At 71.4% G+C, this 17,387-nt stretch carries 16 protein-coding genes; 3 read left to right on the top strand and 13 right to left on the bottom strand.

Features of this window, described 5'->3' with window-relative positions; translation table 11 throughout:
* Window positions 1–55 precede the first annotated feature (55 nt).
* From ACIQK6_RS04495 to ACIQK6_RS04465, 7 genes are read right to left on the bottom strand one after another with little or no spacing between them, the layout of a single operon-like run.
* The gene (locus ACIQK6_RS04495) at window positions 56–1,354 is read right to left on the bottom strand and encodes an ATP-grasp domain-containing protein (protein WP_402694301.1); all 1,299 of its coding nucleotides are present in this window, start codon (window positions 1,352–1,354) and stop codon (window positions 56–58) included.
* On the bottom strand, window positions 1,351–2,634 hold the full coding sequence (locus ACIQK6_RS04490) for a SidA/IucD/PvdA family monooxygenase (RefSeq protein WP_402694300.1): 1,284 nt from the start codon (window positions 2,632–2,634) through the stop codon (window positions 1,351–1,353). Before ACIQK6_RS04490 ends, ACIQK6_RS04495 begins: the two co-directional genes overlap by 4 nt.
* Window positions 2,631–3,905: an ATP-grasp domain-containing protein gene (locus ACIQK6_RS04485; RefSeq protein WP_402694299.1), complete on the bottom strand. Its 1,275-nt coding sequence runs from the start codon at window positions 3,903–3,905 to the stop codon at window positions 2,631–2,633. The genes ACIQK6_RS04490 and ACIQK6_RS04485 overlap by 4 nt, the downstream gene beginning before the upstream one ends.
* Entirely contained in the window at window positions 3,902–5,263 is a 1,362-nt protein-coding gene (locus ACIQK6_RS04480; RefSeq protein WP_329095576.1) for an MFS transporter, read from the bottom strand. Before ACIQK6_RS04480 ends, ACIQK6_RS04485 begins: the two co-directional genes overlap by 4 nt.
* The gene (locus ACIQK6_RS04475; RefSeq protein ID WP_329095574.1) at window positions 5,260–6,327 is read right to left on the bottom strand and encodes an FAD-dependent oxidoreductase; all 1,068 of its coding nucleotides are present in this window, start codon (window positions 6,325–6,327) and stop codon (window positions 5,260–5,262) included. The genes ACIQK6_RS04480 and ACIQK6_RS04475 overlap by 4 nt, the downstream gene beginning before the upstream one ends.
* Window positions 6,324–7,859 carry a class I tRNA ligase family protein gene (locus ACIQK6_RS04470; protein WP_402694298.1) on the bottom strand — a complete coding sequence of 512 codons (1,536 nt, stop codon included), beginning with the start codon at window positions 7,857–7,859 and terminating at the stop codon, window positions 6,324–6,326. Before ACIQK6_RS04470 ends, ACIQK6_RS04475 begins: the two co-directional genes overlap by 4 nt.
* Entirely contained in the window at window positions 7,856–9,139 is a 1,284-nt protein-coding gene (locus tag ACIQK6_RS04465; protein ID WP_402694297.1) for a lysine N(6)-hydroxylase/L-ornithine N(5)-oxygenase family protein, read from the bottom strand. The genes ACIQK6_RS04470 and ACIQK6_RS04465 overlap by 4 nt, the downstream gene beginning before the upstream one ends.
* A 369-nt stretch (window positions 9,140–9,508) precedes the next feature.
* On the opposite strand from ACIQK6_RS04465, the gene ACIQK6_RS04460 reads away from it, so the two are divergent.
* Both ACIQK6_RS04460 and ACIQK6_RS04455 read left to right on the top strand, forming a co-directional pair.
* Window positions 9,509–9,748 carry a chaplin gene (locus ACIQK6_RS04460; RefSeq protein WP_329095569.1) on the top strand — a complete coding sequence of 80 codons (240 nt, stop codon included), beginning with the start codon at window positions 9,509–9,511 and terminating at the stop codon, window positions 9,746–9,748.
* 273 nt (window positions 9,749–10,021) lie between these two features.
* Window positions 10,022–10,672, top strand: a complete 651-nt coding sequence (locus tag ACIQK6_RS04455; protein WP_402694296.1) for a hypothetical protein — start codon at window positions 10,022–10,024, stop codon at window positions 10,670–10,672.
* A gap of 81 nt (window positions 10,673–10,753) precedes the next feature.
* Here the strand turns inward: ACIQK6_RS04455 and ACIQK6_RS04450 are convergent, their stop codons facing one another.
* The 4 genes from ACIQK6_RS04450 to ACIQK6_RS04435 form a co-directional block, all read right to left on the bottom strand.
* On the bottom strand, window positions 10,754–12,244 hold the full coding sequence (locus tag ACIQK6_RS04450) for a cellulose binding domain-containing protein (protein ID WP_402694295.1): 1,491 nt from the start codon (window positions 12,242–12,244) through the stop codon (window positions 10,754–10,756).
* Window positions 12,245–12,423: 179 nt separating this feature from the next.
* Window positions 12,424–12,795 (bottom strand): VOC family protein, encoded by a 372-nt coding sequence (locus ACIQK6_RS04445; RefSeq protein ID WP_329095566.1) that lies wholly within the window; start codon window positions 12,793–12,795, stop codon window positions 12,424–12,426.
* A gap of 41 nt (window positions 12,796–12,836) precedes the next feature.
* The gene (locus ACIQK6_RS04440) at window positions 12,837–13,946 is read right to left on the bottom strand and encodes a PP2C family protein-serine/threonine phosphatase (RefSeq protein WP_329095565.1); all 1,110 of its coding nucleotides are present in this window, start codon (window positions 13,944–13,946) and stop codon (window positions 12,837–12,839) included.
* 145 nt (window positions 13,947–14,091) lie between these two features.
* On the bottom strand, window positions 14,092–14,913 hold the full coding sequence (locus ACIQK6_RS04435) for a LysR substrate-binding domain-containing protein (RefSeq protein WP_329095564.1): 822 nt from the start codon (window positions 14,911–14,913) through the stop codon (window positions 14,092–14,094).
* Between the two features lie 58 nt (window positions 14,914–14,971).
* Between ACIQK6_RS04435 and ACIQK6_RS04430 the strand changes: the two genes are divergently transcribed.
* Complete coding sequence (locus tag ACIQK6_RS04430; RefSeq protein ID WP_329095562.1) at window positions 14,972–15,385, top strand: DUF5997 family protein; 414 nt, start codon at window positions 14,972–14,974, stop codon at window positions 15,383–15,385.
* 187 nt (window positions 15,386–15,572) lie between these two features.
* Here the strand turns inward: ACIQK6_RS04430 and ACIQK6_RS04425 are convergent, their stop codons facing one another.
* Together ACIQK6_RS04425 and ACIQK6_RS04420 are read right to left on the bottom strand one after the other, a co-directional pair.
* Entirely contained in the window at window positions 15,573–16,151 is a 579-nt protein-coding gene (locus ACIQK6_RS04425; protein ID WP_329095560.1) for a YdeI/OmpD-associated family protein, read from the bottom strand.
* A gap of 9 nt (window positions 16,152–16,160) precedes the next feature.
* Window positions 16,161–17,093 carry an ABC transporter ATP-binding protein gene (locus ACIQK6_RS04420; RefSeq protein ID WP_402694294.1) on the bottom strand — a complete coding sequence of 311 codons (933 nt, stop codon included), beginning with the start codon at window positions 17,091–17,093 and terminating at the stop codon, window positions 16,161–16,163.
* Window positions 17,094–17,387 lie beyond the last annotated feature (294 nt).

Here is a 17,387-nt window from a genome sequence, read left to right as displayed (position 1 = left end):
TCGGGTGATGGCGTGCTGCGGTCCGCCACGGTCCGGTCCGGCTCCGCGGTGGCGGTCATGCGTCCACGTCGAGCAGTCCGGCGGGCATCTCGAACGGAGCGTCCGGGTCCGGCGGGCCGATCGGTTCGGCCTCCAGCTCGACCAGCCCCGCGGCCGCGTCCAGGCGGTCGAGGCAGGTCCGTACGTCGTCGGCCTCGCACACCACGAAGGAGTGGCGGGCCAGGTAGCCGCCCGGAGGCAGCCGCAGGGTGGTACCCGGTTCGGCCATCGGCGCGGCCGTGACCAGGCCGGGTGCCTCGACCGGTACGCGCACCGAGCGCAGCAGACAGTCCTGCTCCGGATAGCCGAACCGGATGCCGGCCACCGCCCGCCGGGTGGGCCTGGTGTCGGGACGCTGTCCGGTGGCCACGTCGAACAACACCTCACCGGGCTCGATACCGGTCGCGGTCCTGCCGAGGAAGGGGATCAGGTCCCCGCCGAGGCGGCCGTTGATCTCGATGACGAGGGGCCCGCGTGCGGTCAGGCGCAGCTCGCTGTGGGTGATGCCGTCCTCGATGCCGAGCGCGCGGTGGGCCCGCGCCAGGGTGCTCATCAGCTCCTCGTCCGCCATCAGCGGGTCGCCCGCGTCGACCAGGTGCCCGACCTCCTCGAAGTAGGGCTGGTCGCTGCTGTGCTTGCGGGCCAGGAACATCGGCAGGTACTCGCCCTTGTGGACGGCGCCGTCGACGCTGATCTCCGGGCCGGGCGCGTACCCCTCGACCAGGGCGCTCGCACGGTAGGGCCCCGGATCGACCTCGCTCGCGGCCAGGGCGATCCGGAACGCCGCCTCCACCTCGGTCGCACCGGCCGCGAACACGACCCCGATGCTCGCCCCCATCGCCCGGGGCTTGATCACGACGGGATAGCCGATCCGGTCGGCCGCCGCTCTGGCCTGCTCGACCGTGGTGGTCAGCTCGAAGCCCGGCTGGTGGATGCCCGCCGCGGTGAGTTCGGCCCGGGTGCGCTCCTTGTCGCGGCAGCCGCGCACGCCCGGTACGGACAGACCCGGCACGCCGAACTCGGCGGCGAGCAGGCCGGCATCCAGGACGAGCGGCTCGTCCCAGCACATCAGGCCGACGATGCGGCGCCGGGAGGCGACTTCCCGGGCCGCCGCGCCCATCGCCCCGGAGTCGAACACGTTGGCGACGGTGATCTCGTCGAAGTAGTCACGCTGCCAGGTGGGCTTCAGATTGTTGAGCAGCACCATGTCCAGACCCGCCGCTCGGGCGCGGCGGCGGATCGGCGCTATCAGGTACTCCCGGTACACCTTCAGGCCGCTCCCGATGACCAGCAGCGTGCCCCGGCCCGCGCTCATCGTGTGCTCCTGGGTTGGGTGGTGGTGCGGCGGGTGAGGAGGTCGGTGAGGATGTCGTGGGAGCGGTGGGCGAGGACGCTGATGAGGGAGTCGGCGATGCCGTGGGTTTTTTCGTTGACGCCTTGGAGGTAGAGGGCTCCGCGGGTGGGTGTGCCGAGGTCGACGCGGTAGTTGCGGCTGACGGTGACGTCGTCGAGGCCGATGCGTGTGGCGAGTTCTCGGACGAGGGTGGGTTTGCGGGGGTCGTAGCCGGTTCCGAGTACGACGAGGTCGCAGTGGAGGGGTTCGGTTTTGCCGCTGAGTCGGTCGCGGAGGTCGAGCACCACTTCGTCGCCGTCGAGGCGGGCCCCCACCACCTCCGTCATTGCCCGCACCTCGGAGCGTTGGGGCCCGACGGTTTTCTGGCGGTAGAGCATGGTGTAGAGCTCGTCGAGGAAGGGGGGTGCGAGTCCGGCGTAGTTGGTGAATCGCATTTCGTCGAGGATTTGTGCGCGGACTTCGGTGGTGTTCTTGTAGAACTCGTCGACGAATGATGTGAAGAAGATTTTGTTGAGGATTTTGCTTGTTTGGTAGTTTTGTAGTCCGATGGAGCGGACCAGCATGGTGATGTGGCTGGCCGGTAGGTTTTCGTGGAGGGCGTAGAACATTTCGGCGGCGCTTTGGGCGCCGCCCACGACGGCGATGCGGAGGGGTTGGTCTTTTGGTATTCGGGTGATTTTGGTGCGGTATTGGGCGCTGTGGATGAGGCGGTCCGGGGGGAGGGTGGTGAAGGTTTCTGGTATTCGGGGGTCGCGGCCGCCGCCGATGACGAGGTCGCGGCAGTGGATGGTGTCGCCGTCGGTGAGGTGTACGGTCCAGCCGGTGAGGGTGCGGTCGGTGGTGTGTACGGGGTCGACGTGGGTGGCGCGGGCGTCGTAGCGGATGGTGACGTGTTCCAGGGAGGTGGCGACCCATTGGAGGTAGTCGGAGAATTCCCAGCGGAAGGGGTGGAAGGTGCCGAGGTTGACGAATTCGTCGAGTCGGTTTTGTGCGTGGAGGAAGTTCAGGAAGGTGAACCGGCTGCTCGGGTTGCGGAGGGTGACGAGGTCTTTGAGGAAGGAGACTTGGCTGCGTGCCCAGGGCATCAGGAGGTCGCGTTGCCAGGTGATGTCGGGGCTTTGTTCCAGTAGGAGTGTGCCGTCCGCCAATTCGGCTGATCCGGATTCCTCGATGGCGGCTGCCAGGGCCAGATTGGCCGGACCCGCACCGATCGCCAGAACATCGACTTCCCGCTCGGTCACGCTTCCCCCTCGATGTCGATTCGGACCATGCCGGCGGCCGCCTCGGCCCGCCGGAGCGCCTCGGTCGAGCTGTCCGCGGTGGCCATGACGATGCCCGCCCGGTGCCAGGAATGGCGCACCTCGCCGACCGTCTGGCCCGGCTCCACGGTGACCGCGGCCAGGAACACGCCTTCCGCCTGCCGGGCGGCCCCGACGCCGCGTACGGCGACCACCCGGCCCGCCGCGGCCGCGATGAACCGCACGGCCGCCCCGCCCTTCGCCCGCCGGGGCAGTTCGCCCGGCAGCTCCTCGCCCTTCAACACCGCGTAGTAGCTGCGCAACAGCTCGACCGGATAGGCGAGTTGGATGGTGTCGAGAATGCCCCCGCCGGGCAGCCGGCCCGCGCACTCCACCAGGTACGGAATGCCCGCCGAGACGATCCACTCGCAGTGGACGATCCCGTCGCGGAAGCCGACGGCTTCGACGAGGCGCTCGGTCCGCGCACCGAGCAGCCGCGCGAGGTCCACCGGTATGTCCGCCGGCACGGTGTGGGCCAGCTCCACCGGGTGGGGCCCCGGGAACAGCTGCTTCCCCGTGACGTTGACGAACAGCGCGGCACCGTCCCTCACCAGCATCTCGACGCTGAACTCGGGACCCTCGACGTGCTGTTCGGCCAGCATGGACAGCTCCATGGGCCGGTCGGGCACGAAGACGTCCTCGTCCTGGACGAGGCAGTTGGCCCACGCCCGTTCGACCTCGGAGGCATCGCGGATCACCTGGGTGCCCACGGACGCCTGACGGTTTGCCGGCTTGAGCACGACGGGTCCCGACCGGCCCCGCAGGAAGGCCAGCACGTCGTCCGGACCCCGTACGGGCACGCTCACCGGGTTCGCGATGCCGACGGCCGCGCTCACCCGCCGCAGCAGCGCCTTGTCCCGCAGGATCTGCGCGGCGCCGAGACCGGCGCCCGGCAGACCGTAGCGTTCCGCGAGCCGGGCGGCGAAGGGCGTGGCGTACTCGATGGCCGGGACGACCGCGGCGGGGTCCAGGTCCGGGTGGGCGTTGAAGAACTCGTCGGCCTTCCCCGCGAGGTGGTACTCCCACTCGATGAGGCCGCGGACGAAGGCCACTCCTTCGATCTGCTCGTGCACCCGCCGCTTGCGCACGACGTCCGGCTCCTCCACGTAGATCACCGAGTCGTCCGGCTGGAAGGCCCCGATCGCGGCGACCGTGACACCCACGAAACCGATCACCAGGACCGGCCGGCTCGCGCCGGGCCGCCGCCCGGTCACGCGGCACCCCCGACGGCTTCCGTCTTCCCGGCGGGGTCCGCCCCCGGACCGGTGGCGGGAGCCGGCTCGGGCGGTTGTCGCACGCCCGCCAGGGCGAGCAGTCCGGCGACCGCGGTGACCACACCGCACAGCAGCCAGAAGCCGCTGCCGAGCCGGGTCCAGGCGTACACGCCGAACAGCGGGGCAAGGGCCCCGGCCGCGCCGCCCACCGCCTGCATCGTGCCGATGTAGCGGGCCTTCACCGCCTGGGGGAAGGTCGCCGGGTGGGCGAACATGCTCGGGGCAGCGATCATGATCCCCGCCACGACCAGGACGACGCCCGCGATCGTGAACGCCCCGGACCGCGAGGACAGACCGTAGACGGCGAGGCCGACGGCCTCCACCAGATGGCCGGTGATGACGCGGACGTGCTTCGGCAGTCTGCTGAGATACGCCGTGACCTTGAGCTCGCACGTGATGAGCACGACGGACGACACCGTGAGCACCGTGCTGTAGAAGCTGGTCGGGTAGTGGTCGGCGGCCAGTTCCAACGGCAGGGCGATGTGGCCCTGGGCGTAGGTGAGCGAGCCGAGCAGCACGGCGGCCAGGTAGAAGACGTACTTCCGGTCGCGCAGCATCGCGGTGTAGCCCGAGGCGACGCGCCCGGCTGGCTCGCCGTCGGCGGCTGGCTCCCCGGCCGCAGCCGTCGCCCCCGGCGCCGCCCCGTCGGACGGTTCGCTTCCGTCCGCGGGCCCGGACCCGGCCTCGGGCTCCTGCGGCACGGTCTTCTTCGGCAGCAGGGCGAAGGCCAGCAGCGAGTAGACGAGTGCGGTACCGCCGTCGATCCAGAACAGTAGGTCCCAGTCGACCAGGATGAGTCCGGCGGCGATCAGCGGCGCCAGGGCCGCACCGATGTTCAGGGCGATCCGCATCATCGAGAACGCCATCACCTGGTATCGGTCCGGCATCAGGTCGCTCAGCATCACGGCGGCCGCCGGCCGGTAGGCCTGGGTGAACAGGCCCGCGAGCCCGACGACGACGAGCAGTTGCCACAGCCTGCCCGGCCCGCTCAGCCACGAGATCGCCGCCACCAGCGGGGCGGACCCCGCCATGGCCGTCACGATCGTGGCCCGCGGACCGAACCGCTGGGTGAACTCGGCACCCAGCATCGTGCCGAAGATCGACCCCACGCTGTAGGCGCCGAGGGCCAGACCCGCGGCGGCGACCGACATGCCGCGGAAGGTCAGGTACAGCACGAGGAACGTCTGGACGAACGCGCCGAGCTGGTTGATCAGCACGCCACCGAGCAGATAGCGCACCGGGGTCGGGGTCGCCTTCAGCGCCTCGAACACGCCGATCGGAGTCTCCTCCTCCTTCATGCCGCTCCCTTCGTCAAGGCATCGACGATCCGCCCCGCGACGAGCGGAGCCTGGCTGAATCCGGAACCGCCGCAGGCCGCCCGCGACCACACGGCGGGACCCACGCGGGCGAGCAAGGCGCCGCCCGTGTCCGCGGCGCTCGCGTAGTGGCACTGCTTGACCGCCGCCACCGTGTAGCGCTCCAGGCCGGACAGCGGTGCCGCCTCGGCCAGCCGCGCCACCCAGGGCGCCTGGTCCTCCTCCGCGGCACCCGCGGTGGCGTCCACTTCCCGGGACACGGCGTCCGAGCTGATCTTCAAGAGCGCGCCGCCGCCCGGCGGCATCGCCCAGGCCCGCCCGTCCGCGCCGATTCCGCCCGCGGCGGGAGCCGTTCCCCACCACCGCGCCGCGTTCGCCGGCGGCCGCAGGTAGACCATCGTCTGTCGGTGCAGCACGACCGGATGCCCCACCAGGTCCCGGGTCCACGGGCCGGCCGCGACCAGCACCAGGTCGGCGCCGAGCTCCTCGCCGTCGGCCAGCAGGACGTGCGCGCCGTCCACGTCGATCCACGCCACCGGGCTGTACGGCCGCACCGTCACCGCCGGATGCCCGGCGAGCCACCGGACCGCGGCCCGCAGCACCCGGTCGGCGAGCAGTACGCCGCCGTCGGCCTCCAGCACGGCCGCCGAACCGGCCGGGAACCTCAGGTGCGGCAGGCGCCGCGGCTCCACCGTCCGCACGGGCACACCCGCGGTGGCGGCCGCCGCGGTCACCGAGGCGAGGCGCTCCCGGGGCCAGGCGGTGACCACCCCCACGCGCCGGAAGAAGCCGGTGCCCAGCAGGCCCTCCAGCTCCAGCCACCGCCGGTGGGCGGCGACCATCTGCCCGGTGGCCTGCGCATCGTCCGCGTCAAGGGTACGGATGACCCGGTGCTGGTCGCAGGAGCTCGACGCCGGGTTCGGGATCGGGCCCCTGTCCAGCACGGTCACGTGGTGGCCCGCGAGCGCGCACTCCACCGCGGTCAACAACCCGGTGACGCCCGCTCCCACGACGACCACCCGCCGGGCGGCGACCGCCGCCCTCACGACCCCGTCTCCGCCAGCCGTGGCAACCGTACGGGCGTGACCTGCACGGTGTCCGGCCGGGCGGGGACCGTTCGCTCTGGCAGCGCCTGCCCGGCCAGGTCGATCAGGACCGGCGCCGCACAGCGCAGGAACACCTCCACCTCGTGGCAGAAGTCGCCCGCGTCGCCGGGACCCACCTCCCACCGGTCGAGTCGCGCCAGTTGCTCGGACAGGGTGAAGGCCACCGCGGTCAGACTGAACCGGCGCACGTCGTAGGCGGCGGCGAACCGCTCCAGCATCAGCCCGGCCGCCGCCCTGGACCGCTCGGACACCGGCAGCGGTCCCCGGCCCGTCCACGCGGCGACCTTGTCCACCACCCGGTTCCAGGGCCGGACGAGCCGGGTGCCGGTCACGTGCTCCAGGGCCGCGCGGTTGAAGTTGGTGCGCTGGAAGTCCGGCCCGGTCGCCGCGAGATAGAACCGCACCAGGTCCCTCGGCACCTCTGCGGCCAGCTCCCGCCCCGTCACAACATGACCCCGGCTGGTGGAGAACTTGTCGTGGTCCAGCTCGTAGAACTCGTTCGTGACGAAGTGTTCGGGCAGCGTGTAGCCCCCCAGCGCCAGCAGCATCGCGGCCCCGACCACCGCGAAGGCGAAACCGGCGTCGGAGCCGAAGAAGTACGCCACCTGCGTGCCGGCGTCGGAGAACCACAGCTCGTCGTCGGCGCCGAGCACCGCCCCGCGCCGCTCGGCCGCGAGCGCGGTGCAGTGCATGCTCCAGGCGATGGTCTCGGCATCCGCGTAGATCACCTGACCGGCGACCTCCGGGAACGGCGCCGGGATGCCCCAGGAGATCGGCAGAGTGACGGGATAGTCCGGGAGCGGCCGGGACAGGATCTCCTCGATCATCTGGGCCAGCCGCGGACGCATCGTCGCTGCGCGCCCGGCGAAGTACTCCACGAGCGCCTCGCGGTGCTCCTCCAGCGGGAGCACCAGGACCTGCTGCTCCCGCAGTTCGACCGGACCGTCCGGGTCCAGGGTCGAGCGCGGTGCGATGAGGTCGGCGGAGGCGATCCAGTGCCCGCAGTTCTCGCACAGTCCGGCGCAGCCCTCGGCCAGGCACACCGGGCAGCCTCCGCGTACGTAGGCGTCCGTGAGGTACGCGCCGGAGTGCGGCGCGTACGGGAACTTCACGGCCCGCAGCCGCAACTTTCCCGTACCGTGCAGGCGCTCGAAGAAGTGCCGGACCGTCTTCACGTACCGGTCGTCGAACCGGACGAAGCCGTCCGGGTCGATCCCGACGGCCGCCAGGGTGTCCTCGACCTGCGCGGCCGAGCGCACGCGCAGCTCCTCGGGCGGGACCCCCAGCCTTCGGGCGGTGGTCACGATGTAGTTCTGCGTGAAGTGCACGCCCGTACCGAACAGCACGTCCTGTCCGGTGGAACGCGCGTACCTCGTGCAGACGTCCGCAGCGAGGAACGGGCCGGCCAGGTGCCCCAGGTGCAGATCGCCGTTCGCGGTCGGGCCGGGGGCTATCACCAACGTCCGCTTCATCGTGTGCTCCTGGGTTGGGTGGTGGTGCGGCGGGTGAGGAGGTCGGTGAGGATGTCGTGGGAGCGGTGGGCGAGGACGCTGATGAGGGAGTCGGCGATGCCGTGGGTTTTTTCGTTGACGCCTTGGAGGTAGAGGGCTCCGCGGGTGGGTGTGCCGAGGTCGACGCGGTAGTTGCGGCTGACGGTGACGTCGTCGAGGCCGATGCGTGTGGCGAGTTCTCGGACGAGGGTGGGTTTGCGGGGGTCGTAGCCGGTTCCGAGTACGACGAGGTCGCAGTGGAGGGGTTCGGTTTTGCCGCTGAGTCGGTCGCGGAGGTCGAGCACCACTTCGTCGCCGTCGAGGCGGGCCCCCACCACCTCCGTCATTGCCCGCACCTCGGAGCGTTGGGGCCCGACGGTTTTCTGGCGGTAGAGCATGGTGTAGAGCTCGTCGAGGAAGGGGGGTGCGAGTCCGGCGTAGTTGGTGAATCGCATTTCGTCGAGGATTTGTGCGCGGACTTCGGTGGGGCTGTCGTAGAACTCGTCGACGAATGATGGGAAGAAGAGTTCGTTGACGAATTTGCTGGATTGGTAGTTTTGTAGTCCGATGGAGCGGACCAGCATGGTGATGTGGCTGGCCGGTAGGTTTTCGTGGAGGGCGTAGAACATTTCGGCGGCGCTTTGGGCGCCGCCCACGACGGCGATGCGGAGGGGTTGGTCTTTTGGTATTCGGGTGATTTTGGTGCGGTATTGGGCGCTGTGGATGAGGCGGTCCGGGGGGAGGGTGGTGAAGGTTTCTGGTATTCGGGGGTCGCGGCCGCCGCCGATGACGAGGTCGCGGCAGTGGATGGTGTCGCCGTCGGTGAGGTGTACGGTCCAGCCGGTGAGGGTGCGGTCGGTGGTGTGTACGGGGTCGACGTGGGTGGCGCGGGCGTCGTAGCGGATGGTGACGTGTTCCAGGGAGGTGGCGACCCATTGGAGGTAGTCGGAGAATTCCCAGCGGAAGGGGTGGAAGGTGCCGAGGTTGACGAATTCGTCGAGTCGGTTTTGTGCGTGGAGGAAGTTCAGGAAGGTGAACCGGCTGCTCGGGTTGCGGAGGGTGACGAGGTCTTTGAGGAAGGAGACTTGGCTGCGTGCCCAGGGCATCAGGAGGTCGCGTTGCCAGGTGATGTCGGGGCTTTGTTCCAGTAGGAGTGTGCCGTCCGCCAATTCGGCTGATCCGGATTCCTCGATGGCGGCTGCCAGGGCCAGATTGGCCGGACCCGCACCGATCGCCAGAACATCGACTTCCCGCTCGGTCACGCTTCCCCCTCGATCACAGAGATCCGACTCGCGGACGGGCAGTAGCGAGGCTAGATTTCCGCGGTTCCCGATCGATAGGGGAACTTGTCCCGTCGACTGGGGAATCTCGGGCGGGGGAGGGGCGCAGGGGCGGGGAGCCGGTCGGGTGACCTGAACGAAGGCGGTCGGATGGTCGGACAATCAGTCTGATTCGGCCGGGCTCGACGGCGGACCTGTACCTCCGAACGGAGGCGCGGGTCCACCTATTCGAGGGAACCGGGCGGCCGGAACCAGGCCAGGAGGCCATCAGCTGCCGAAGTAAAGGGCGACGACCCCGCTCGGGGCCGTGCGGTGCTCCGGCACCGCTGTCCGGTTACAAGGAGATGTCACGTGTCGCGTGTTCTGAAGAGTGCGGGTCTTGCCCTGGTGCTCGGCCTGGCGGTCATCGGCGGTGCGTCCTCGGCGTCTGCGGACGCCAACGCGGAGGGCATCGCGGTCGGCTCGCCCGGCGTGCTTTCGGGTAACGTGATCCAGATCCCGATCCACATTCCGATCAACCTGTGCGGCAACAGCATCAACGTGATCGGCGCGCTCAACCCGGCCGCCGGCAACGTCTGCGTCAACGCCTGACGGCTGTGAACCGTGGCCCATCCCGGTCGGAGGCTCGGCCGGGATGGGCCCGCACGCGGCACCACCGTCAGGCCAGGGTGCGTACGGTGCGCCCGTACGGACTTCCCGGCGCGGTGGGCCGTACGGTCACGGACGAGGCCAGTTGCCGCACGCTGCCCCGGCCGAGTCCACGGCCTCCCGGCCTCCCAACTGCCCGGCCCGTTCGACCATCGGCATTTCAGCCGACCCGGTCGCGCGTGCGAGGCTTGCCCGACACCCGGGAGGAGACACACGATGCACGCGCCGAGCCGGCCGGAAGACCTAGAACACCCCGAACTGCTCTGGGCCAGGGCGGTGACCATGGCCATGGTGGACACCGCGTGCTCGACGAGCACCGAGTTCGCCCTCGACGACGACGGCCTGTGGTGCCACTCCACCGGCGGGGACGGCTGGTGGCGCCTGACCATGGCGGAGGGCGGGCGCGCGGTGTTCTGCGGCCAGGACCCCGACGGCAGCCACACCCACGTCGGCGGAGATCAGATCGACTTCCTCGCGGGCGGCCCCGACTGGCTGCCCTGGGACCTCCTGCGCGACGACGCCGCCGGCAATCTCTTCGGCTTCGTCTACTGGTGGGAGAACGGCGCGTGGCACCGCATCCCGTACCCGGACGAGGTGCGCGAGGACGGACTGGAGGGGGCCGCCGCCTGGGTGGGCCCGGACGAGGAGGAGTTCCTCGGTCTCACCGTGTCCTCGTTCGACGCCCCGTACGCGCTGGAGCGGAGCCTGACCGAGGCGGTCGCCAGGTTCGCGGCACTGGCACGGGAACGGAAGGCCGACGCGGACGCCGTGGCGGCGCTGCTGGCGGCGGCCCACACCGAAGGCCGCCCGGCCCCGCGCCTCGACGCGGCACTCGACCTCGCCGCCCGCGCGGGCATCCTCGTGTAGGGCCACGGCCGACGGGCCCGGCCCACGCCATGTGCGCGGGGCCCGGGCCCGTCGGTCGTCCCCCGTTCGGGCTTCGCGCGACTACTTGAGCGCGGCGAACGCCTTGGTGAAGGCCAGCGGCTGCTGGAGGATCGAACTGCACGTCGCATCGGCGTGGTTGACGGCTCCGGCCGCGCACTGCTTGTCCCGCGTGGAGGACCACATGGCCAGCCGGCCGATCCCCTTCGACGCGGCGAACTGCACGAGCTGCGTCGCGTCCTCCACCGTGAAGACCTCGCTCGCGACGTCGTTCACGCCGATCATCGGCGTGACGGCCACGGCCTTCCACGCCGCCGCGTCGGACAGCCCGAGCACGCCCTTGATCTGTGCCTGCGTGGCCGTCGCGGCCTGGATCGCGTACTGCCCCATGTCCCCGCTGTACGCCGGTCCGTAGTCCATCGCCATGATGTTGACGGCGTCGACGCGCACCCCGTTCTTCTTGGCGTCGGCCAGCAGCGCCACACCCGGCTGGGTCAGCCCCTCGGGCATCACGGGCAGGGTGAAGGCGACGTCCAGGCCCGGGTGGGACTTTTGCAGCCGGGCGATGGCCTGCGCGCGGCGCGCGTTGGCCGCCGTGTCCGGCAGGGCCGCGCCCTCGATGTCGAAGTCGACCTTGGTGAGCCGGTACTGGTCGACTACCTTCCCGTACGCGGCGGCCAGCTCGTCCACGGTGGCGCAGTTCAGCGCCAGTTCGTGACCGGCGGCCCCGCCGAACGACACCCGTACGTCGCCGCCCTTCGCGCGCAGCGCACCGATCTGGGCGGCGACCTTGTCGCTCGCGAGATCCGTGACACCACCCCACAGCGGGGCGCAGCCGCCGCCGGAGGTGACGAAGGCCAGGTGGAACTCCTTCACGCCCGTCTTCGCCGCGGTGTCGAGCAGGTCGTAGGCGGGGTACAGGGAGGTGTCCACGTACGGGGCGAAGCGCGCGCCGGTGCCCCCGGGGGCGGGAGTGCTGGTGGGGGCGGTCGCCGTGGGGGAGGGCGAGGTGGTCCCGGTGGGCTTGGCGGACGTGGTGGGCGCGGTCGGGGCCGGGCTCGCCGTGACGGTGGGTCGGGCAGTGGGGCGCCCGCTGGGCTGGGCCGTTGCGCCCTGGTCCACCGAGCACTTCACTCCGTTGATCCGGCACCCGGTGGGGTTGCCGAGGGTGCCGGTGCCGCTCGCGACGAAGCCGACGGTGACGGAAGCCCCGGCCGCCAGCTGTCCGTTCCAGCTCGCGGGCTTCACGGTCACGCGGCGGTCGGAGACCGTGTGGGTGCCGTTCCAGAGCGAGTCGATCTTCGTGCCCGGCGGCAGGTCGAACTGGAGGGTCCAGTCCGACTGCGCCGTGCCCGTGCCGTTGGTGATGACGTACTGGCCGGTGTAACCGCCGCTCCAGGTGCTGGACTTCGTGTAGACGGCTCCGACGGAGGTCGCCTGCGCGGTCCCGGTGAAGGCGAAGGCCGCTCCACCGATCACCGCCGCCGCCACGACCGCGCCGGTGACCTTCGCCCTACGGCCCGTCGTGCGCCGGTGCCCGACTGTGCTGCCCATCGCGTGCCTACCTCTGTGTTACTGGGGAGTTGGGGGATCCGGCAGCACGCTAGCCGCACCGAAACGGACATTCGGCCGTTTCGGTGCGACCCTGATGAGTCTTAGGTTCCGCTTAAGGTGGCGGTAAGGACCGGCCAAGGGTGTCGAGGACGTGCGTCCTGCTCCCGCGGCCCGCGGGCTCAGCCGTGTGTGGCGTCGATGACGCAGAAGCGGTTGCCCTCGGGGTCGGCCAGCACCACGAAATCCGGGTCCTCCGGGTAGGAATCCCAGTCGACGTGCCGGGCGCCAAGCGAGACCAGCCGCTCCACCTCCGCCGCCTGTTCCGCGGCGTCCGCCGCGTACAGGTCGAGGTGGACGCGCGGCCGCTCCTGTACGGGAGTGACGCTGCGGCCCAGCGCCAGGCCCGGCCCGCTGCCGCCGGCCGGGACCAGGACCGTCCAGCCGTCGTCCACCTGGCCGTCACGGGGTACGTACCCCAGCGCCCGGCTCCAGAATTCCGCGGCCCGCCGCACGTCCGCGGCTCCCATGACGATAGTTCCGAGGGTCAGCATGATCCGATTCTGGCAAACCCGGACCGGCCGGGCGGCACGCCCTAAGGCGTCGAGGGCCGCTCGATCGCGACCATCGCCGCGTCGTCGTCCAGGGTGTGACCGGCCGCGTGTGCGAGCAGGTCCTGGCACAGCAGGTCCAACAGCGCCTGCGGGCGCAGTCCCGACCATGCGGTCACGCGTCGCGCCAGCGGGTAGAAGGCGCCCGCCCCGTCGCGCGCCTCCAGGACGCCGTCCGTGTACAGCAGGAGGACGTCACCCTCGGCGAAGGCGAAGGTCTGCGCGGTGACCGCCGACGCCACGAGCCCGGCGAGCCCCAGCGGCGGCGCGGGCCGGTCCACCTCCAGCTGCTCGGCGCCGCCGGCGCGCAGCACGAGCAGCGGCGGCGGATGGCCGCAGCTGACGAGGTGCAGCACCGGCTCGGCGTCGGGGATCTCCAGGACGGCCGCGGTCACGAAGCTCTCGCCCTCGTCCCCGGCGCCGTCCAGGTCCCCGGAGACCGCCGCCTCGAGGTAGTCCACCAGGCCCGGCAGCCCGGTCTCCTGGTGGGCGGAGGCCCGGAAGGCGCCCAGGACGAGCGCGGCGTCTCCGACCGCTTCCAGCCCCTTGCCCCGGACGTCGCCGATGATCAGCCGTGTGCCGGTGGCCGTCCGGGCGGCGGCGTACAGATCGCCGCCGATCTGGGCCTCGGCCGCGGCGGCCAGGTACACGGAGGCGACGCCCAGCGGGCCGATCCGGTCGGGCAGCGGCCGCAGGACCACCTCCTGGGCGGTCTCCGCCACCGAGCGCAGCTGGGTCAGCTCCTTCTCGTGCACCTCGCGCAGGTGGGCGAAGAAGGTCACGAACACGGAGATCATCACGAGCGCGATGATCTGGAAGGTGTGGTTCAGGTCGGTCAGGCTGGTGCGGGCCGTCGCGACCACCACCTGGGCCAGTACGGCGACCAGACCGACGAAGGCCGTCATCCGGGGCCCCGCGAACGACGCGGTCACCGCGGGTGCGGCGGCCAGGAACGGGCCGAGGTGCACCTCGGGCGGAGCGAGCACGTCGACCAACGTCACCAGGGCGATCAGCGCGAACGGGACCGCCAACTGCGCGTGGCTCACCTGGGGGGACCGGAGGTGACGGGAGTGCGACGGCGGCCGGAGATCCATTCCTCCTGCATACACCGCGCGGTGACCCGGATCCCCGAAGCCAGGCCGTCGCAGGCGGCCCGGCCGGTCCTACGAGCCCCGGCCGGTCCTACGAGCCCCGGCCGGTCTTACGGGCGACGGCCGGTCTTACGGGCGACGGCCGGTCTTACGGGCGACGGCCGGTCCTACCGCCCTTGCCGCCCTTCGCACCCTTTCCGCCCTTGGGGCCGCCGGAGGCCCCGCGGGGGTTCTTGCCCGCCGGCTTTCCGGACGAGGACTTCCCGGTCCCCGACTTGCGCTGGGCGCCCCCGCCACCGCCACCACCCGTACCCGCGTCCGGGCGCTTGCGCTTCGCCTTGGGCTGCGGCGGGGTCGGGGCGCGCCCCCGCGTGCTGTTCACGGTCCGGCCGCGGACGATCCCGATGAACTCCTCCACCAGATCGGTGGTCTCCTCCTGCGGCCACGACAGCGCGACCCGCGAGGCGGGCGCGTCGGACACCGGCCGGTAGGTCAGGTCCTTGCGGTGGTGCAGGCGGGCGAGCGACTGCGGGACGACGAGTACGCCCACCCCGGCGGCCACCAGCTCGATCGCGTCCGCCGTCGTCTCGGGCCGCGCGATCGCCGGCTTGCCCGGCAGCTGCTCCCAGTCCAGGGTGTCGTCGAGCGGGTGGAACACGATCTCGTCGGCGAGGTCCTCGGTGGACACCTCTTCCGCAGCGGCCACGAGGTGGTCCTTGGGGACCACGACCACCGTGGTCTCCGTGTAGAGGGGGATCGCGCTGAGGTCGTCGCGGTCGACCGGCAACCGTACGAACCCGGCATCGGCGCCGCCCGCCCGCAGCACGCCGTACGCCTCGATCGGGGACACCGCGACCAAGGTCAGCGGGACGTCGGGCAGCCGCTCGTTCCAGATGCGCACCCACTTGCTGGGTGTGACCCCCGGGACATAAGCGAGCCGGAACGAATGGGGTACTTCCGAGCCTGTCACCCCGCAAGGTTACCGGTCGTGGTCGGAGGTAGCGCACACGCTCGATACTCTTGACACCATGACGTCGCACCAGAACACCCAGACGATGAAGCCCGCGACCGCGGCGAAGAAGCTGGGCGTGTACCTCGAGGCCACCCCCGCAGAGTTCCAGGAGGGTGTCGTCTCGCGCAGCGAATTGAGTGCGCTCCAGGCCGATCCGCCCCAGTGGCTGAAGGAGCTGCGCGCCAACGGTCCGCACCCGCGACCGGTGGTGGCGGCCAAGCTCGGCGTGTCCATCGCCGGCCTCGCCCGCGGCGGGGTCACCGAGCCCCTCACCACGGAGCAGATCGAAGCACTGAAGCAGGAGGACCCCGAGTGGCTCAAGCGTGAGCGCGCCACCCAGGCCGAGGTCCGCAAGGAAACGGTCCGCATCAAGGAGAAGAACGCCGAGAAGGCTGAGAAGGCCGAGAAGGCCCGCGGCCAGCACTCCTGACCTGCTGCGACTCCGCCTTACGACAGGCCTGGTCTCCCCGTGGGGAGGCCAGGCCTGACGCTTTCCCCGACAACGCGACCGGGTGCGGTGCCGGACGCCGCGGGCCCGGCAAGATCGGGAAGGGACCGCCCGGTCCCTACGCCCCCTGCGCCCCCTACGCCCCTGCGCTCGCGGGAGACCGGCCGGATCAGCCGGCAGCCCCGTCTCCCCCCAGCAGCCGCACCGCCCGGTCGAGCCGGGCCCGCCTGGTCTCCGGGGTGAGCGCCTGCAACAACGGCAGGATCACCTGGTAGCGCCCGGTGCGATCGAGCGCCTCGAACGCCCGCGCGGCCACCGGATCCGCCTCGAAGGCCGCCGCGAGGTCCGGTGGCACCGCCGCCGTTCGCTGGGACTCGTAGGCGTGCGTCCACCGCCCGTCCGCCTGCGCCCTGCGCACTTCGGCGAGCCCGGGCTCACGCATCCGCCCCGCGGAGCTCAGCTCCGCGACCTTGTCCACGTTCACCTGTGACCACAGGCTCTTGGGCCGGCGCGGCACGTACTTCTGCAGGTAGTACCGCTCGTCGAGGGCGCGCCGTTGCCCGGAGACCCAGCCGTAGCACAGCCCGATGTCGACCAGCTCGTCATCGGTGACCGATGCGATCCCGGACCTCTTCTTGGCCAGCTTGATCCACACGCCCTCGTGGCGCGTGTGGTGCTCGGCCAGCCAGCTCTCGAACGCTTCGGCGTCCGTGAAGGCGATGACCTCCACCCCACCCAGTTCCTCCATGCGCCCAGGCTATCGCCCGCCGTCCGGACGGGGCCCGGCCGACACGGCCCTGGAACCGGCGCACAGTTCACCCAGTACCTCCTCCAACGTGGGCCTGCGGGTGTCGAGTTCGAGGATCACGATCCCGTGCTCGGTGGCCAGGGCGCCGACGCGCGCCGCCGTCATCCCGGTCACGGCGAGCCGGCCCGGCCCCGACAGCCGGGCCCGGACCACCGTCGCGCCCCTGCCCGCCAGTACGGCGGCCAGCTCGGCGTGGTGCGGAGTGCCCACGACGACCCGGGGCGCGGCGCTCCGGGCGGTGAACTCGGCCGCGGACTGCGTGAGCACCGTTCGGCCCCGGTCGAGGACGACGATCCGGTCGGCCGTCTCGGCCATCCCCGCCGCACGGTCACCGGTGATCGCGACCGTACGTCCCTGCGCGGCCAGTGCGCGCAGCAGCCGGCGGGCCCACCGCACCCCCTCGGCGTCCAGCCCGGCCAGCGGCTCGTCCAGCAGCAGCACGGGTGGATCGCCGAGCAGCGCCCCCGCGATGCGCAGCCGCTGCCGCATCGCGGGGGAGTACGTCCCCACGCGCCGCCGCGGCTCCTGCGCCAGCCCCGTTTCCGCCAGCACCTCGGTCACCCGGCCCGCCCCGATGCCGTGCGCGCGGGCCAGTGCCCCCAGCACCGCCCCGGCGGTCCGCCGACCGTGCAACCCGGCCGGATCGGGCAGGGCCCCGACCTGGTGCGGGCTGCGCGGGCGGCCGCGCAGCGGGACCCCGCACACGGCGACCGTGCCCGCGGTCGGGGAGTCCAGCCCCAGGATCAGCCGGAGCGCGCTGGTCTTGCCGGCCCCGGCGGCGCCGAGGAACGCGGTGACCGCGCCGGGCCGGGCCGTGAGGGAGAGCCGGTCTACGGCCGTCCGGTCGCCGTGCGTCCTGGTGAGTTCCTTGACCTCGATCACCCGGCCCACCCTGCCGGGCGCCCGGCCCGTGGACATCGGACCGCCGGCGGAAGGCGCCCGGCGGCCTCGCCCCCGGGGCGTAAGCCCGGGGGCCGATGCCCGGGCCGATGACGGCTGGCTACGGTCACGCCATGGACAACCCACCGAAGAGTTCGACGACACCGAAGTCCGCGAAGACCCCCAAGTTCGCGCAGGTTGCGGGGGGGGTGTCTCTATGTCCTTCGTCAAGGACGTGGTGCCGGGTATGCGGGCGTTTGGGGTGGTCATGCGGCGAGGGTGATGGTGGGGGTTCTG

The sequence above is a fragment of the Streptomyces sp. NPDC091682 genome, from assembly GCF_044756625.1.
Lineage (GTDB): Bacteria > Actinomycetota > Actinomycetes > Streptomycetales > Streptomycetaceae > Streptomyces.
The sequence above is the reverse complement of the archived record's forward strand: the minus strand, read 5'-3'. Positions and strand labels throughout refer to the sequence as shown.

Bases quoted from the DNA above. Each gene is read 5' to 3' on its own strand.
- ACIQK6_RS04425 (WP_329095560.1), bottom strand. From the start codon at position 16,151: ATGGAGGAACTGGGTGGGGTGGAGGTCATCGCCTTCACGGACGCCGAA.
- ACIQK6_RS04480 (WP_329095576.1), bottom strand. From the start codon at position 5,263: ATGAAGGAGGAGGAGACTCCGATCGGCGTGTTCGAGGCGCTGAAGGCG.
- ACIQK6_RS04470 (WP_402694298.1), bottom strand. From the start codon at position 7,859: ATGAAGCGGACGTTGGTGATAGCCCCCGGCCCGACCGCGAACGGCGAT.
- ACIQK6_RS04430 (WP_329095562.1), top strand. From the start codon at position 14,972: ATGACGTCGCACCAGAACACCCAGACGATGAAGCCCGCGACCGCGGCG.
- ACIQK6_RS04455 (WP_402694296.1), top strand. From the start codon at position 10,022: ATGCACGCGCCGAGCCGGCCGGAAGACCTAGAACACCCCGAACTGCTC.
- ACIQK6_RS04440 (WP_329095565.1), bottom strand. From the start codon at position 13,946: ATGGATCTCCGGCCGCCGTCGCACTCCCGTCACCTCCGGTCCCCCCAG.
- ACIQK6_RS04450 (WP_402694295.1), bottom strand. From the start codon at position 12,244: ATGGGCAGCACAGTCGGGCACCGGCGCACGACGGGCCGTAGGGCGAAG.
- ACIQK6_RS04445 (WP_329095566.1), bottom strand. From the start codon at position 12,795: ATGCTGACCCTCGGAACTATCGTCATGGGAGCCGCGGACGTGCGGCGG.
- ACIQK6_RS04495 (WP_402694301.1), bottom strand. From the start codon at position 1,354: ATGAGCGCGGGCCGGGGCACGCTGCTGGTCATCGGGAGCGGCCTGAAG.